The following is a 14010-nucleotide window of genomic DNA, read 5'->3' as shown; positions in this document are numbered from 1 at the left end:
TCACCTCAAGGGTTGTGCATGCATCTCAGCGAGCTGAGTCATCCGAATCAGCTGCACGGCCTGAGCACGGCTGAGCTTGAAGCCATTGCCCGCCAGATTCGTGAGCGCCATCTGGAGGTGGTGAGCACGAGCGGCGGTCACCTGGGTCCGGGCTTGGGAGTTGTCGAACTGACCCTCGCCCTTTACCAAACCCTCGATCTCGATCACGACAAGGTGGTGTGGGACGTGGGTCACCAGGCCTACCCCCACAAGTTGATAACGGGCCGCTACAAGAATTTTGATAGTTTGCGTCAGAAAAATGGCGTGGCTGGCTACCTCAAGCGCAGCGAGAGCCGCTTCGACCATTTCGGTGCCGGCCACGCCAGCACCTCGATTTCGGCGGCCCTAGGCATGGCCCTGGCCCGCGATCGCCGCGGCGAAGACTTCAAATGTGTGGCGGTGATCGGCGATGGCGCCCTCACCGGTGGCATGGCGCTAGAGGCGATCAACCACGCCGGCCACCTGCCGAAAACCAAGCTGGTCGTGGTGCTTAACGACAACGACATGTCGATCAGCCCGCCGGTGGGGGCCCTTTCCACCTACCTCAACCGCATGCGGCTGAGCCCACCCCTGCAATTTCTGCAGGGCAATGCCGAGGAAGCGATCAAGCACCTGCCCTTCCTGCACGGTGAGCTGCCCAACGAGCTCAAAACTCTCAAAGAGAGCATGAAGCGTTTGGCGGTGCCCAAGGTGGGTGCGGTGTTTGAGGAGCTGGGCTTCACCTACATCGGCCCGATCGATGGCCACGACATCGCCGGCATGGTGCGCACCTTTGAGCAGGCGCACCGCACCGAGGGGCCCGTGCTCGTGCACGTGGCCACCACCAAGGGCAAGGGCTATGCCTACGCCGAGGCAGATCAGGTGGGCTATCACGCCCAGAGCGCCTTCGACCTGGCCACCGGTAAGGCCTATCCCTCGAGCAAGCCCAAACCACCCAGCTACAGCAAGGTGTTTGGCCAGACGCTGGTGAAACTCTGCGAGCAGGATCCAACCGTGGTGGGCATCACCGCCGCCATGGCTACCGGAACCGGCCTCGACCTGCTGGAGAAGGCCCTGCCGGATCAGTATTTCGATGTGGGCATTGCTGAGCAGCACGCCGTGACCATGGCTGCCGGCATGGCCTGTGAGGGCCTCAAGCCCGTGGTGGCTGTCTACAGCACCTTCCTGCAGCGCGCTTTCGACCAGCTGATCCATGACGTCGGCATCCAGAACCTACCGGTCACCTTTGTGATGGATCGGGCTGGCATCGTTGGCGCCGATGGCCCTACCCACCAGGGCCAATATGACATCAGCTACTTGCGGGCCGTCCCCAACTTCACGGTGATGGCACCTAAGGATGAGGCTGAGTTGCAGCGCATGCTGGTGACATCGATTCACCACAGCGGCCCCTGTGCCATTCGCATTCCCCGCGGCGAAGGCGAAGGAGTGCCCTTGGCGGAGGAGGGTTTTGAGCCCTTGGAGATCGGCCGTGGCGAGCTAATCACCGATGGCGATGATCTGCTGATCGTGGCCTACGGCGCCATGGTGGCTCCGGCGCTGGCTACGGCCGGCCTGCTGCAGGAAAAGGGCGTGCGGGCCGCGGTCATCAATGGCCGCTTTTTACGCCCCCTAGATGAAGCGCTGATCCTGCCGCTGGCAAAGCGCATCGGCCGGGTTGTGACCATGGAAGAGGGTGCCTTGGCTGGCGGTTTTGGCGCTGCGGTGGTGGAAACCCTCAGCGACCACAACGTGCTGGTGCCCGTGTTGCGCATTGGCATTCCGGACCAACTGGTCGACCATGCCAGCCCGGAGCAGAGCAAGCTGAGCCTCGGTCTTACCCCGCCCCAGATGGCCGAGCGGATCATAGCCCGTTTCGGCTCGGCTCTGCAGAGCGGTCTCCGGGCGCCGGCAGCGCCCGTTGCCGTCTGAGCGCGCCCGGTTTGACTACCGCTTTGAGCGCTATGGGCTCAAACCACGCCGCGGGAGGCCAGGCCAAGGATGGCGCCCATGCCGAGGATGTGACCGAGGCTCATGGTGCCGAGCATGGCGCCGTGGCTGAAGCCGCCAAATAGGCCGGCGCTAGGCAGCTTGAGACCAACGTTTTGATGTTGGATCGTGGCCTTGCCAATGGCGATGGCGATCACGTTGCAGACAATCATCACCAACGCCACCTTGGGTGACCAGGTGATGGAGGCGGGGGCGAGGGCCAGGAGGGGAGCGATCATGGAGCAGGTGCCAACGCCCCATCCTCCGGGCAGCACCGCCCATGGATCGCCCGGCTTAAGACTTGTTCATTGCCTGCTGGCGCAGCCGGGTGACGACGCCATCGCGCTTAAGCCTCCCCAGCGCTTCATTGATGCGGAGTTCCAGTTCTTCGCTGCTGCCTGGTGAGAGGGCGAAGGCCTGGGATTGGGGGTTGAGGTTGCGCAGCGCTAGCCCATAGCGCTTGTGGGGCAGTTGCTGCAGCAAAAAGTCGAGCTGGATGTCGTCGGCGAGCACCGCATCTACGGCATCAGCCGCCAGCAGGCTGTCGGCGCGAATCACCTGATCAAGCTCTCGCAGCTGGATCGGCGGTTGCAGTCCCGAGGCATTGAGCCTGAGAAGCAGCTCTTCGCTGATGGTGCCGCGCCGCACGGCGACCCGCTGGCCGGCCAAATCGTTGAGGCTGCGGATGTTGTGGCTGGCCAACTCCTGGTTGCCACGCACAACGTTCAAGGTGACGTAGCTGACCAGCAGCGAGGCCGTGATGATGCGCACCAAGTAGGCCAGGAACACCAAGGTGTGGCCCCGTGAACTAACAACCACGGTGTTTGTGCCAGGGCCGGTGGCTAGCACCTGAAAGATCAGGGCGAAGGCGCGACGCGGCCCAACCTCCCAGCTGCTGGGCTTACTGCCGTTGCGCTCCACCTTCCAGACAGCCACGCTCAACAGGCCTATCAGCAGCACGTAGGCCAGCAGCAGCCGGATCAGATCAGGAGCCAGCAGGGCGCGCAGAAGGGAGCTGCCGAGCTCCAGCTGGTTGCGCTTGACCATCACCCCCAAGCCCGATTCCTGAAAAGGCAGGCTGAAGCGGTTCTGGCGGATGCGTTCTGGCGAGATGGTGATGCAGCCGATCGCGACGTCCAGTTCGTTGCGCTTGGTGGCTGCCAGCAGCTTGGTTGTGTTTTCAGCTGGCACTAGCACATAGGGGATCTTCTCCTGGTCGGCGACCTGTTGCCAAAGTTCCACGGCCATGCCGCTCCAGCTGCCCCGCTCGCGGTAGGAGCAGGGCTGGGAGCCATCGGCTACACCAACTCTCAATATTGGTGCAGCCTGGCTGGGTCCAGCGGCCAGGCCGACGGCGATCGCCAGGAGCCAGAGCATCAGGATCGGGGCGGTTGGGCCGTGATTACGGCGCCGATGCCGCTGAAGCCGAGCACCACCAGCAGGTTGGAGATGGTGAGCAGCGATTCAGCTCCCCCATGCAGGGGATCCACATTGGCCAGCAGCTCGCCGTAGCGCAGCTGGGCCACGATGGCGGCGGCAATTGTGACGGCCACAAACACCAGGGTGAATTGGAAACCCCGCAGGGCCAGTTTGGGGAACCCCTCAATCCGCCCTGCCCACCAAAGGAAGGCCAGATAGGGGAGTAGCGACAGCACAAACAAAGGCGTGGGGTCGATGGCGGCTAGCCAGCCGAGGGGGCCGTTCATGGCGCCGCCTGGCGCTGCTGGCGTAGCAGGTTCCAGGCTGCTAGGGCCAGGGCGGCGTTGCCGATGGTGGTGAGGCCTGCCTGGAACACCACCAGGCCTTGCAGGTTTGGGCTGTTGTCAAACAGATGCCAGGTGCAGGCAGCCATGGCGCTCACCAGGGCGGGCAGCATCGCCAGGCTCAACCAACGCCAACCACCCTCCCGGCGCGCCACACCTAGGCGCTGCACGGCCACCATCGCCACCACCCACTCGAGCACCGAGGTGACATGAATCCACCAGGTGGGTAGGGAAAGGGCGTGCATCGGCCAATTTTGGCAGGGTGAGAAGCTGAGCGCCTAATACCTGGCTCAGGTGCGCGTGATCACGCCGGCGAAGACTGATCAGTCAGCGAGGCGGCCGCTGCTCTGCGGCTATTACGGCGAACACAACCTGGGCGACGATGCCCTGCTGGAAGTGTTGCTGGCCCAGTTGCCGGCGGGCTGCCTCGCCACGGTTACTGCCCACGACTGTGCCTTGGTGCGGCAGCGCTTTGGCGTTGAAACCGTGCAGCGCCGCAGCCTGCCTCTGGTGCTCAAGGCTCTGCGACAGTGCGATGCATTGGTGCTTGGCGGCGGCAGCTTGCTGCAGGACTCCACCAGTTTCAAGAGCCTGCTCTATTACGCAGCCCTGATTGGGTTCGCTCGCTTGCAGGGCAAGCCTGTGTTGCTTTGGGGCCAGGGCCTTGGTCCTTTGCGAAGGCGGCGCAGCCGCTTGCTGGTGGGCCGCCTACTGGGTTTGGCCACGGCGCTGAGCTGGCGTGACCCGGAGTCGGCGGCGCTGGCCAGGAGCCTCGGGCGTGAGGGCGCGGTGGGCAGCGACCCAGTGTGGGCGCTGCCACCCCTGCAATGGCGCGGTAGCGGTGGCCCCCTGGTGCTTTGCTTCCGCCCCACCCGCCAGCTGCAGGGTTCTGCCTGGAAGCCCTATTTGGCAGCCCTTGATCAGTTGGCGACCAGCCACGACCGGGAGGTGATCTGGCTGCCCTTCCACGCCAACCAGGACCGGGGCCTACTGGAGCAGCTGCGTCGCGAGCAGCTGCTGCCGCCAGGACTGGCAGCCCGCAGTCGGGAGGTGCTGGCTGAGCGGCCCCAGGAGGCGATGGCCATATGCAGCGGCGCTGGCTTAGTGCTGGCGATGCGGCTGCACGGCCTGATCCTGGCAGCCCTCTCCGGTGCGCCCTGCGCCGCCCTCAGCTACGACCCCAAGGTGGCCGCCGCCGCCGCCAACCTGGGCTGCTCCTGTCAAAATTTGGATAATGCACCTGCCCCTGGGCTGCTGGCCAGCTGGGATAGGGCGCTCGACACCCCGCAGCCCACTTCAAGGTTACTGGCGCTGCGTCAGCAGAGCGAAGTGCACTGGGCTGTTCTCGCTTCTCTGGACGCAAGTGCGCCCCGTTGCTAGTGGGGCCAGCTCCTGATCAGCTGGCTTGAAACTGCTGCAAAGCGCTAAGCACTTCAGTGGCGTGGCCGCTGGGACGCACCGCCACCCAAGTGGAGCGCAATACCCCGGAGGGGTCGATCAGGAAGGTGTGGCGCTGGGAGAAAGGTGCGATCCAGCTGCCGTAGGCGCGGCTCACCGTGCCAGCCGGATCAGACAGCAAGGGAAAGGCCAGTCCCTCGCTGCTGCAGAAATCGGCGTGGGATTCGGCATCGTCGGCGCTCACCCCCACCACTACCGCATTGGCGGCACGGAAGCTGGCCAGGTCTTTTTGAAAACCACGAGCCTCAATGGTGCAGCCACCGGTGAAATCACGCGGATAGAAATAGAGCACCAACCATTTGCCCTGGAAATCGGCCAGGTTTAGTCGTGTTGCTACAGCCTCACCACCGGCAGCTGGAGCAATGCCAGCCAGGTCGAAAGCTGGGGCAGCTTGATTTAGGGCAGGCAGGGTGCCGCCCAAAGCAAAAGCCCGCCGGCTAGCTGCCAGCAGACCTGTTGCACCCGCTGCTGCTGGCAAAAGAGCAGCTAGGCCCTGCAGGAGTGCCCGACGCCGCATGGCAGCCTCAGACTTTTGCCAGGTTTACGCCCAACTCTTTGGCGTAAGCGCCCAGACCCTTCTTCTGGATGGTTTTCAGAGCGCGGGTGGAGACGCGCAACTTGACGAACCGGTTGCCTTCAGCCCACCACAGACGGCGCGACTGCAGGTTGACCTGCTGGAGCTTTTTGGTGCGCACGTGCGAGTGCGAGACGGCCATGCCGTTGTTGGCGCGCTTGCCTGTGAGCTGGCAGACCCGGGACATGAACCACTTCCAAAACGACTTACAGGGCAAAAGCCCAAGCTCCCACTGTATCAAGTGGGGGTGAGGGTCAGCTGCTGGGATGGCGACTAGAGCCCCCGCTCCATCAGCTTGCCCATCAAATCGGCGCTGCGCTGCTGGAAGCCGGCCAGCTCGTTGGGTTCCAGGCCACCCACCGCTAGACGCGCCAATTCGTATACGTGGCGGCCAAGATCATCGGCCAGCTGCTGGCTGGGGGAGCTGCCGCCACTGGCACCGGTTGTGATCACCGAACCGGCAGAGAGTTTGAGCAGACCTTCGACCAGCTTGTGTTTGCGATTCACCAGCAGCACATGGTGATCGGGCAGGCCCGGCAGGCGCTGCTCCATCAGGGCGCCCATGTCGTTGAGGCGGCGCATCTGCTCTGGCAGCAGGATCAGGGCGGCGGGGGCATTGTCACCCTTGAGGGCCTGCACCTGAATGGTCACCTTGTCGTTGGCCAGAGCACCTTTGAATAGATCGCGCAGTTTTTCGGAATTGTCCTTGCCGTCTGCGTCACTGATCTCACTTTCTTTCTCCTGCAGCGATTCATCCAGTTCGCTGTCAACTCGCTGAAACTTCAGCTCCTCGTGGCGATATTCGAGCCAGGGAATGAACTGGGTGTCGATGAAGGTATCGGCCAGCAGCACTTCAGCCCCCTGGCTCTTCCACAGGGCCAGAGCACCGGCCTGGCCGGCCTCATCGGTGCAGTATAGGATGCGCTTGTCGTTGGCGGCAGCCAGGCGGGTGCGGTAGCAGGCCAGGGTGGTGTAAGCCTTGCCGTTTTCGCCGGGGATGGGGTCAATGCTCTCGCCCTCGCCAGGCTCCTGCTCCATGGCCGAGGCACTTGTGCCAAACAGCACCAGATCGGCCACCTGGTCGGCAAATTTTTCATCCTCCATGGCGCCGATCTTGATGAAGGGGGCAAGCGACTCCCAGCTTTCGGCGTAGCGCTTGGGGTCGTCGCGATAGAGCTCCTTGAGCCTGTCGCCCACCTTCTTTGCCACGAAGCCACCGATCGAGCGCACCCGCCGGTCGGTTTGCAGGGCGGAGCGGCTCACGTTCAAGGGGATGTCGGGTGAATCGATCACGCCGCGCAAGGGCAGCAGGTAGCGGGGCACCACCTCCTTGATCGAATCGCTCACGAACACGTTGTTGCAGTAGAGCTTGATCTCGCCCTTCTCCCAGTCGGCCCGGCCGCTCGATTTGGGGAAGAACAGGATGCCCTGCAGGTTGTAGGGATAGTCGGTGTTGAGGTGCACCCACAGCAGGGGGTCGCCCTGGAAGGGGTAGAGGTAGCGGTAGAGCTCGATGTAGTCGTTGTCTGTGAGATCCCTGGGGCTCTTGCGCCAAGGCGCCTCGCGCTTATTAACGGTTTCGCCTTCCAGCTGCACTTCCACCGGCAGGAAGTCGCAGTAGGTGGTTATTAAGGTGCGGATGCGGGCGGGCTCGATGTATTCGAGCTCCTCCTCCATCAGGTGCAGGATCACGTCGGTGCCGGGCTCGCTGCGCTCGGCTTGCTCAAGGCTGAAGTTGGGGGAGCCATCACAGCTCCAGCGCACCGCCTCAGCGCCAGCACTGGCCGAGAGGCTGACCAGCTCCACCTGCTTGGCCACCATGAAGCTGGAGTAGAAGCCCAAGCCGAAGTGACCGATGATCGCGTCGTTTTCTTGCTTGTATTTTTCGAGGAAGTCTTCGGCGCTGGAAAAGGCCACCTGGTTGATGTAGCGCTTCACCTCATCGACATTCATGCCGATGCCGTTGTCGGAGATGGTGAGGGTTTTGGCCTCGCGGTCGATGCGGATCGAAATCTTGGCTTCTGGACCTTCACTGCAGTCGCCAGCCATCGCCGCCATGCGCCGTTTGCTGATGGCATCCACGCCATTGCTCACCAGCTCCCGCAGGAACACCTCATGGCCGCTGTAGACGGCCTTTTTGATAATCGGGAAGATATTTTCGGTGTGGATCTGAATCTGGCCCTGTTCCAGCACCGTCATGGCAAGCGTTTTTGTCGTTGGGCCAAACCTTACGGAGCTTGGGCCTGCCGGCTCAAGGGCTCTGGGGGAGGGGTCTCCGAACTCAGACTTAGCTAAGTCTTAGCTTAGCTAAGTGATGAACCGCACAGCCTCTCTCCTCTCTCCTCCCTCCTGCCCCGCTCAGCCCGCCTGCTGCAGCTCCGGCTTTTCTTCGGCAAGGATGGCTCCCTGCACGGGACATACCTGCAGGCAGATGCCGCAGTCAATACAGGTGTCGAAGTCGATCCAGTAAAAGTTGGTGCCCTTGCTGTTGGCACCTTGGCCAGGGTTGATGCAAGCCACGGGGCAGGCATCCACGCAATCGGCTACGCCTTCGCAGACGTTGGTAACGATCGTGTGTGCCATTGACGAATCCTAAACAGCGATCCAAACGGTACGGCCGCAGCCGCGGGCTTCGCCTAAGGCCTCAGCTTCAGCTTGATTGGCGCAGGCCCCGCTGAGCAGTTCGGCGCAGATGCCCATCTGGTGCAGGGCTTCGAGGTGATCGAGGGCTGCAGCCAGGTGTTGGGGGCAGCCATAGGCCACCAGCACCGGCAAGCGGCTTTCCAGCGCTGGCGCCACCAGCTCCCGCACCGCTCCCACATCGAAGCCAAAGCCCACGCCAGCGGCCTCGGCTGGCTCCGGGCAAAAGCGCCCCACCAGGGCGTCGTAACGACCGCCGCTGGCAATCTCCACCGGCACCTCCTGCCCCTGGCAGACCAGCTTCAGCACCAGGCCGTCATAGAGGGCGAAGTGGGGCTGGAAGCTCGGGTCGAGCTGCAACTGCACCCCCAGGCGCACTGCGGCCGGTGCCACCGCTGCCAGGGTCTCGCCCAGCTCCGTTAGCAGGGGTATGGGGCCCAGCCATTGCTCCAGTTGATAAAGCACCTTGGCTGGCTCGCCGCGCAGGCCCATCAGGTTGCCAAGTCGCTGCCGATCAGAATCGGGGAGGGCCAGTTGGGCCAGAGCTAGGGGATCGAAGTTGGTGAGGGCGGCGCGGGCCGCGCCTTGCTGCTGCTCGGGCAGCTGGCGCAGCAGGGCGTTGAGCACCCCGTGGTGACCCACCAGCAAGCGGGGTTGGTGATGGGCCTGCAGCCCTAGAGCACCGACGGCGGCAAGCAGCAGCCGCATCAGCTCCCCATCGGCGGCGGCGGTTTGGGCCCCGAGCAGCTCCACACCGCTCTGCAACTGCTCATGCAGCCGTTGGGAGCCGCCTGCAGCCGTGGAGCTGCGGAAGGTGCTGCCCATGGCCCAGAGCCGCAGGGGGCGGGGGCGCTCGGCCAGGCGGGTGCTGGCGGCGCGGGCGATTGAGGCGGTCAGCTCCGGCCGTAGCCCCAGGGGTTCATCGCTTGCCAGCCTCACCAGCTCGCGGCCGTCGATGCCACCGCCGGCTTCCAGGGTGTCGAGCCGCTCAAAGCTGGGCGGTGCCACCTCCTGGTAGCCCCAGAGCCGATACACAGCTGCTAGTTGATCGGCGATGCGCCGGTTGCCCTCAACCTCGCGAGGGTTGAGATCCCGAACGCCAGCGGCGGGTTGCAGGGCCATTGCGGCGTTGGCGGCGGGAGGGATGGGCTGATCCTATGGATCGGTTTAGGGCGAGTCGAGTTCGGGGGCGCCATAGCTGGCGCCGGCCAGGGGGCGGCAGGACGCCAGGCCCTCGATCAGGGCTGGTTGCAGGGTCGCTCCACAGGCCAGGATCCGCCCCGAGTCGAGCTCAAAATTAGAGCCGTCATAGGCGCTCACCACACCGCCGGCTTGCTCCACAAGCACCACTCCGGCGGCCAGATCCCAGGGCGATAGGCCCCGCTCCCAGATGCCATCGAGCTTGCCGGCGGCCACGAAGGCCAGATCCAGGGCCACCGAGCCGCCGCGGCGCACGCCCTGGCTGCGGTGGGTAAACCAGGCGAATTCGGCGTAGTTGTTGTCGAGTCGGCTGCGGCGGTCGTAGGCAAAGCCGGTCACCAGCAGGGCCTGCCCGAGACTGGGGCAGTTACTAACGGCCAACCTGCTGCCATTGCACCAGGAGCCCAGGCCGGGGGCGGCCCAGTAGAGCTGCTCCAGGCCGGGAGCGGCTAGGGCGCCGAGTAGGGGCTCGCCCCGCCAGCACAGGCCCACCGAGGTGCCAAACAACGGGTAGCTATGGGCGTAGTTGGTGGTGCCATCAAGGGGATCGACGCACCACTCCAGATCGCCGGGCTTGGAGCGGCGTCCGCTCTCTTCCGCCAGAACGCCAATCTCTGGGGTTTTGGCCTCGAGCAGCGCTAAAACCGCCGCTTCAGCGGCGTGATCTGCCTCGGTTACCAGGTCTCCAGAGCGCCCTTTCTCTCGCACCTGCTGCAGGCGACCGAAGTGCTGGCGCAGCTGGTTGCCACCGGCCTCCGCCGCCAGACGCGCCACCGCCGCCAGGCGTTCGAGCTCGCCGTTGCTCAGGCCCGATTGCTCGTAGGCCGTGGTGCTGGTTGCTTTCATTCCTCCTCCAGGGGCAGGGCGGAGCGCACCTTGCCGCGGCCAAAATGGCGCCCGAATTGCAGGTCGTAGACCTCGTCTTCGTTCTGGGTTTCCACCTCCAGAGGGCCGATGGCCCGGGCCACACACAGCAGTCCATAGCCACGCTGGCGCAGCTCCCGGGAGAGGCCGAGGGCCTCGCGCTGATCGATTTCACCGTTGAGCACCCGCACGGCGCAGGCGGTGCAGCAGCCGTTGCGGCAACTAAAAGGCAGGGGGTCTCCCTGCTGCTCAAAGCTGCGCAGGATGTACTCCCCTTCAGGAACGTCGTGGCGAATCACCTGGCCGGTTTGGCGCCAGTGAACCGTGATCGGATGGGTGAGAGTCATGCTGCTACATTGCCATCTGGTTGCCCCATTTTGCCCCTGGAGAGGTGGCCGAGTGGTCGAAGGCGCAGCACTGGAAATGCTGTATAGGGGCAACTTTATCGAGGGTTCGAATCCCTCCCTCTCCGTTATAAAGCCGGCCTTGCGGCCGGCTTTTTCATGACCTGCAGGGAGCTAGTCATTCAATCTTCCAACCTGCCAGATGGTTGCTTTGAATATAAATTTATATTGTTGTAGGTATCAGCCGAAGCGGCCGCTCACGTAGTCCTGAGTTGCCTGCTGGCCAGGAGCATTAAAGATCCGTTCTGTGTCGTTGAACTCCACCAGGTAACCCACCTTGCCGGTGCCGCCTTCGACAGCTTCAGCATTGAAGAAGGCGGTTTGATCGGCCACACGTACGGCTTGCTGCATGTTGTGGGTCACGATGACGATTGTGTAGCTGCGCTTCAGCTCATGCATTGTTTCTTCGATCTTCAGTGTGGAGATCGGATCCAGCGCTGAGCAGGGTTCGTCCATCAAGATCACCTCAGGCTCGGTGGCGATGGCGCGGGCGATGCAGAGGCGCTGCTGCTGGCCGCCCGATAGGGCAAGGCCGCTCTCCCGCAGTTTGTCCTTGCACTCATCCCAAACGGCAGCCTTGCGCAGGGAGCGTTCCACCAGCTCATCCATATCGCCCTTGAAGCCGTTGATCCGGGCGCCGAAGGCGATGTTTTCGTAGATCGTTTTGGGGAAGGGATTGGGCTTCTGAAACACCATGCCGATGCGCCGACGCACTTCGACTGCATCCACCTTGGGGTCGTAGAGGTCGTAGCCGTCAAAAATCACCCTGCCCTTAAGTTTGCAACCTGGAATCAGATCGTTCATTCGATTCAAGCCCCGCAGTACGGTCGACTTACCGCAGCCTGAAGGTCCGATAAAGGCGGTCACCCGGCCGCGGGGGATATCCATGAATACATTTTTCACCGCCTCAAACTTGCCGTAGGAGATGGTGACGTTCTGCAGTGACATGCAGGCATCTCCTTTGCTGGAGTCGACGACTTGGCTGGAGTGGCTGCTGGTCATTGCTCTGGAGGGAATGGGGGAAGGGAAGAACTGGAGGTTTGGGCTTCAGACTTTGGCCATTCGGCTGATCCAGCGGGCCAGCAGGTTGGCGGCCAGGATCATCATCACCAGCACAAATGAGGCAGCCCAAGCGAGTTCGTTTTGGGCCTCATAGGGCATGATCGCGAAATTGAAGATCAGCACCGACATGGTGGCGATCGGATTGAACACTCCTTCCTGCCAGAAGGGTGAGAAAAGCGCCGTGAAGATCAAGGGAGCCGTTTCGCCGGCGGCCCTGGCAATAGCCAGCACTACGCCTGTAGCGATCGGTGTGAAGGCCGATGGCAGGGTGATCCGCATCACGGTCAAAAATTTTGAGGCACCCACGCCATAGGCACCCCAGCGCAACTCCTGGGGTACCAGCTTGAGCCCCTCATCGGTGGTTTTAATTACGGTCGGCAGCATCAACACAGCCAGGGCGATACCGCCGGCCATGGCGCTGTAGCTCTGGTCGAAAAACACCCGAGTGGAAACGACAATCCCGTATACGAAAACGCCGCTGATGATTGATGGCACCCCGGCTAAGACATCGTTGCCGAAGCTGACGAACTGGGCAAACCAGCCGCGACTGGAGTATTCGCTGAGATAGATACCGCCGCCTACTCCCACGGGGATAGCTATGAGGGAGGCGATCAGGGTTACCAATATGGTGCCCAAGATGGCATTACCGATACCGCCTCCCTCTAGGCCGGGGGGTGGTGGCAGCTCGGTGAACAAGCTGGCGCTGATCAGGCTGCCGCCCTGCATCAAAACGTGAAATAGGACCAGCACCAGCGGCAAAACCGCTATGGCAGCAAACATGCCAGCGATGCTGGTGAACAGCAGATTGAGCCGGTTGCGCCGCAGGCGCGGGTCGAAATGCAACGGCCGCCGGTCAAACAGGGCGGAGTTGTCGTAGGTGAGCGGAGAAGGGTTCGCCATGGTGGTGATCAGTAACGCAGGCTGAGGCGACGCACGAGCCACTGGGCGATCACATTCACCGCGAATGTGAGCAGCATCAGGATCAAGGCGGCATACATGAGGGCAGATACCTGGATGCCATCGGCTTCGCCGAACTGGTTGGCAAGCATCGAGGCAATCGTGTTGCCGGGGGCCAGCAGGGAGAGATCAAAGTTGAGGGCGTTGCCGATAATCATGGTGACCGCCATGGTTTCGCCCATGGCCCTGCCCAAGGCAAGCATCACGCCGCCAGTAATGGCAGAGACTGCGGCGGGCAGGATCACGCTGAAAATCGCCCCCCAACGGGTTGTGCCTACGCCGTAGGCCCCCTGGCGCAGCTCAATCGGCACCTGATTAAGAGCATCTCTGGCGATGGCCGTGATGATCGGTAGCACCATCACCACCAGGATCAAGATGGCCGGGGCCATGCCAGGGCCCTGGGGCACGCTGTTGAAAAAAGGGCTCCAGCCCAACAAGCTGTGCACCAAATTGAGGGCTGGGCGGATCGCTGGCTCCATCACGAAGATGGCCCAAAGCCCCAACACCACCGAGGGGATAGCGGCAAGCAATTCGACCATCAGGCCAATCGCCTCCCGCAGGGGTTTGGGGATCAGGTCTTCGGTGATGAAGATCGCTGTGCCCACACCTAAGGGAATGGCAATAGCCAGCGACAGGATCGAAGTCACCAGGGTGCCGTAGATGGCAATGAAGGCCCCGTAGTCCTCGTTGACTGGATCCCAGCTGGAGGTGGTGAGGAAGCTGAGGCCAAAGGCGGAAATCGCTTCCCGGGCTCCTTGGAACACGGTGAGGAAAATGCCGAGTAGCACGATTGCTACAGCTGAAGCAAGTACCAGGGTTAGCTGGCGAAAGCCCAGATCGAGCAGCTTTTCCGAAGGTGGGCGGCGACGCAGGGTGAAGGCGTCAGCAGCCAAATTTAGGCTTGGATTCACAGGGCCTGAGCCCGCTTGGCTGGAGTCCTTCAGCATGGGGGTGGCTGGCTTTGCATCGGTCAGCGCTGGGCGGCCGATCCGTTCTAAATCTACGAAGCGCTGCCCACGTTGCCGTTTAAGCAGTGATTAACGTCTGGAGGCCGGGTAGTTTTGGGGCTCCACAGCGCGGGGCT

At 62.8% G+C, this 14010-nt stretch carries 16 protein-coding genes and 1 tRNA gene; 3 read left to right on the top strand and 14 right to left on the bottom strand.

What is annotated here, in order from left to right:
* Nucleotides 1-18: 18 nt before the first annotated feature.
* The gene (dxs, locus tag AC01FP_RS01700; RefSeq protein ID WP_474477381.1) at nt 19-1947 is read left to right on the top strand and encodes a 1-deoxy-D-xylulose-5-phosphate synthase; all 1929 of its coding nucleotides are present in this window, start codon (nt 19-21) and stop codon (nt 1945-1947) included.
* Between the two features lie 38 nt (nt 1948-1985).
* On the opposite strand, the gene psaK is transcribed toward dxs, so the two are convergent.
* From psaK to AC01FP_RS01680, 4 genes are read right to left on the bottom strand one after another with little or no spacing between them, the layout of a single operon-like run.
* Entirely contained in the window at nt 1986-2243 is a 258-nt protein-coding gene (gene psaK / locus AC01FP_RS01695) for a photosystem I reaction center subunit PsaK (RefSeq protein WP_474477378.1), read from the bottom strand.
* A gap of 55 nt (nt 2244-2298) precedes the next feature.
* On the bottom strand, nt 2299-3381 hold the full coding sequence (locus tag AC01FP_RS01690; protein WP_474477375.1) for a transporter substrate-binding domain-containing protein: 1083 nt from the start codon (nt 3379-3381) through the stop codon (nt 2299-2301).
* Nucleotides 3381-3710, bottom strand: a complete 330-nt coding sequence (locus AC01FP_RS01685; RefSeq protein ID WP_474477372.1) for a DUF3593 domain-containing protein — start codon at nt 3708-3710, stop codon at nt 3381-3383. Before AC01FP_RS01685 ends, AC01FP_RS01690 begins: the two co-directional genes overlap by 1 nt.
* Complete coding sequence (locus tag AC01FP_RS01680) at nt 3707-4012, bottom strand: DUF2499 domain-containing protein (RefSeq protein WP_254936304.1); 306 nt, start codon at nt 4010-4012, stop codon at nt 3707-3709. Before AC01FP_RS01680 ends, AC01FP_RS01685 begins: the two co-directional genes overlap by 4 nt.
* A 49-nt stretch (nt 4013-4061) precedes the next feature.
* Between AC01FP_RS01680 and csaB the strand changes: the two genes are divergently transcribed.
* Nucleotides 4062-5147 carry a polysaccharide pyruvyl transferase CsaB gene (csaB, locus tag AC01FP_RS01675; protein WP_474477369.1) on the top strand — a complete coding sequence of 362 codons (1086 nt, stop codon included), beginning with the start codon at nt 4062-4064 and terminating at the stop codon, nt 5145-5147.
* A 16-nt stretch (nt 5148-5163) separates the two neighbouring features.
* On the opposite strand, the gene AC01FP_RS01670 is transcribed toward csaB, so the two are convergent.
* The 7 genes from AC01FP_RS01670 to AC01FP_RS01640 all read right to left on the bottom strand — a co-directional run bounded on the left by AC01FP_RS01670 (nt 5164) and on the right by AC01FP_RS01640 (nt 10850).
* A complete protein-coding gene (locus AC01FP_RS01670) occupies nt 5164-5742 on the bottom strand; it encodes a peroxiredoxin (protein WP_474477366.1) in 579 nt (192 codons plus the stop codon).
* A 7-nt stretch (nt 5743-5749) separates the two neighbouring features.
* Nucleotides 5750-5986 (bottom strand): 50S ribosomal protein L28, encoded by a 237-nt coding sequence (rpmB, locus tag AC01FP_RS01665; protein ID WP_474477363.1) that lies wholly within the window; start codon nt 5984-5986, stop codon nt 5750-5752.
* Between the two features lie 86 nt (nt 5987-6072).
* Entirely contained in the window at nt 6073-7998 is a 1926-nt protein-coding gene (gene htpG, locus AC01FP_RS01660) for a molecular chaperone HtpG (protein WP_474477360.1), read from the bottom strand.
* Nucleotides 7999-8157: 159 nt separating this feature from the next.
* Complete coding sequence (locus tag AC01FP_RS01655; protein ID WP_322765519.1) at nt 8158-8382, bottom strand: indolepyruvate ferredoxin oxidoreductase subunit alpha; 225 nt, start codon at nt 8380-8382, stop codon at nt 8158-8160.
* Between the two features lie 9 nt (nt 8383-8391).
* Complete coding sequence (locus tag AC01FP_RS01650; protein ID WP_474477357.1) at nt 8392-9561, bottom strand: ATP phosphoribosyltransferase regulatory subunit; 1170 nt, start codon at nt 9559-9561, stop codon at nt 8392-8394.
* A 45-nt stretch (nt 9562-9606) separates the two neighbouring features.
* Nucleotides 9607-10485, bottom strand: a complete 879-nt coding sequence (locus AC01FP_RS01645) for an inositol monophosphatase family protein (RefSeq protein ID WP_474477354.1) — start codon at nt 10483-10485, stop codon at nt 9607-9609.
* Nucleotides 10482-10850 carry a 2Fe-2S iron-sulfur cluster-binding protein gene (locus tag AC01FP_RS01640; protein ID WP_474477351.1) on the bottom strand — a complete coding sequence of 123 codons (369 nt, stop codon included), beginning with the start codon at nt 10848-10850 and terminating at the stop codon, nt 10482-10484. The genes AC01FP_RS01645 and AC01FP_RS01640 overlap by 4 nt, the downstream gene beginning before the upstream one ends.
* Nucleotides 10851-10888: 38 nt before the next feature.
* Between AC01FP_RS01640 and AC01FP_RS01635 the strand changes: the two genes are divergently transcribed.
* Nucleotides 10889-10975: transfer RNA gene (locus AC01FP_RS01635), tRNA-Ser, on the top strand.
* 112 nt (nt 10976-11087) lie between these two features.
* On the opposite strand, the gene pstB is transcribed toward AC01FP_RS01635, so the two are convergent.
* The 3 genes from pstB to pstC are packed head-to-tail and all read right to left on the bottom strand — an operon-like array spanning nt 11088 to nt 13819.
* The gene (gene pstB, locus AC01FP_RS01630; RefSeq protein ID WP_474477348.1) at nt 11088-11909 is read right to left on the bottom strand and encodes a phosphate ABC transporter ATP-binding protein PstB; all 822 of its coding nucleotides are present in this window, start codon (nt 11907-11909) and stop codon (nt 11088-11090) included.
* Nucleotides 11910-11954: 45 nt separating this feature from the next.
* Complete coding sequence (gene pstA / locus AC01FP_RS01625) at nt 11955-12869, bottom strand: phosphate ABC transporter permease PstA (RefSeq protein WP_474477343.1); 915 nt, start codon at nt 12867-12869, stop codon at nt 11955-11957.
* Between the two features lie 8 nt (nt 12870-12877).
* Entirely contained in the window at nt 12878-13819 is a 942-nt protein-coding gene (gene pstC, locus AC01FP_RS01620) for a phosphate ABC transporter permease subunit PstC (protein WP_474477341.1), read from the bottom strand.
* Nucleotides 13820-14010: the final 191 nt, after the last annotated feature.

This window comes from Cyanobium sp. NIVA-CYA 375, assembly GCF_056108345.1.
Note: the sequence above shows the minus strand (reverse complement) of the source record. Positions and strands in the feature narration are given on the sequence as shown.

Coding starts and splice junctions, on each gene's coding strand:
- dxs (WP_474477381.1), top strand. CDS start 19: ATGCATCTCAGCGAGCTGAGTCATCCGAATCAGCTGCACGGCCTGAGC.
- psaK (WP_474477378.1), bottom strand. CDS start 2,243: ATGATCGCTCCCCTCCTGGCCCTCGCCCCCGCCTCCATCACCTGGTCA.
- AC01FP_RS01690 (WP_474477375.1), bottom strand. CDS start 3,381: ATGCTCTGGCTCCTGGCGATCGCCGTCGGCCTGGCCGCTGGACCCAGC.
- AC01FP_RS01685 (WP_474477372.1), bottom strand. CDS start 3,710: ATGAACGGCCCCCTCGGCTGGCTAGCCGCCATCGACCCCACGCCTTTG.
- AC01FP_RS01680 (WP_254936304.1), bottom strand. CDS start 4,012: ATGCACGCCCTTTCCCTACCCACCTGGTGGATTCATGTCACCTCGGTG.
- AC01FP_RS01670 (WP_474477366.1), bottom strand. CDS start 5,742: ATGCGGCGTCGGGCACTCCTGCAGGGCCTAGCTGCTCTTTTGCCAGCA.
- rpmB (WP_474477363.1), bottom strand. CDS start 5,986: ATGTCCCGGGTCTGCCAGCTCACAGGCAAGCGCGCCAACAACGGCATG.
- htpG (WP_474477360.1), bottom strand. CDS start 7,998: ATGACGGTGCTGGAACAGGGCCAGATTCAGATCCACACCGAAAATATC.
- AC01FP_RS01655 (WP_322765519.1), bottom strand. CDS start 8,382: ATGGCACACACGATCGTTACCAACGTCTGCGAAGGCGTAGCCGATTGC.
- AC01FP_RS01650 (WP_474477357.1), bottom strand. CDS start 9,561: ATGGCCCTGCAACCCGCCGCTGGCGTTCGGGATCTCAACCCTCGCGAG.
- AC01FP_RS01645 (WP_474477354.1), bottom strand. CDS start 10,485: ATGAAAGCAACCAGCACCACGGCCTACGAGCAATCGGGCCTGAGCAAC.
- AC01FP_RS01640 (WP_474477351.1), bottom strand. CDS start 10,850: ATGACTCTCACCCATCCGATCACGGTTCACTGGCGCCAAACCGGCCAG.
- pstB (WP_474477348.1), bottom strand. CDS start 11,909: ATGACCAGCAGCCACTCCAGCCAAGTCGTCGACTCCAGCAAAGGAGAT.
- pstA (WP_474477343.1), bottom strand. CDS start 12,869: ATGGCGAACCCTTCTCCGCTCACCTACGACAACTCCGCCCTGTTTGAC.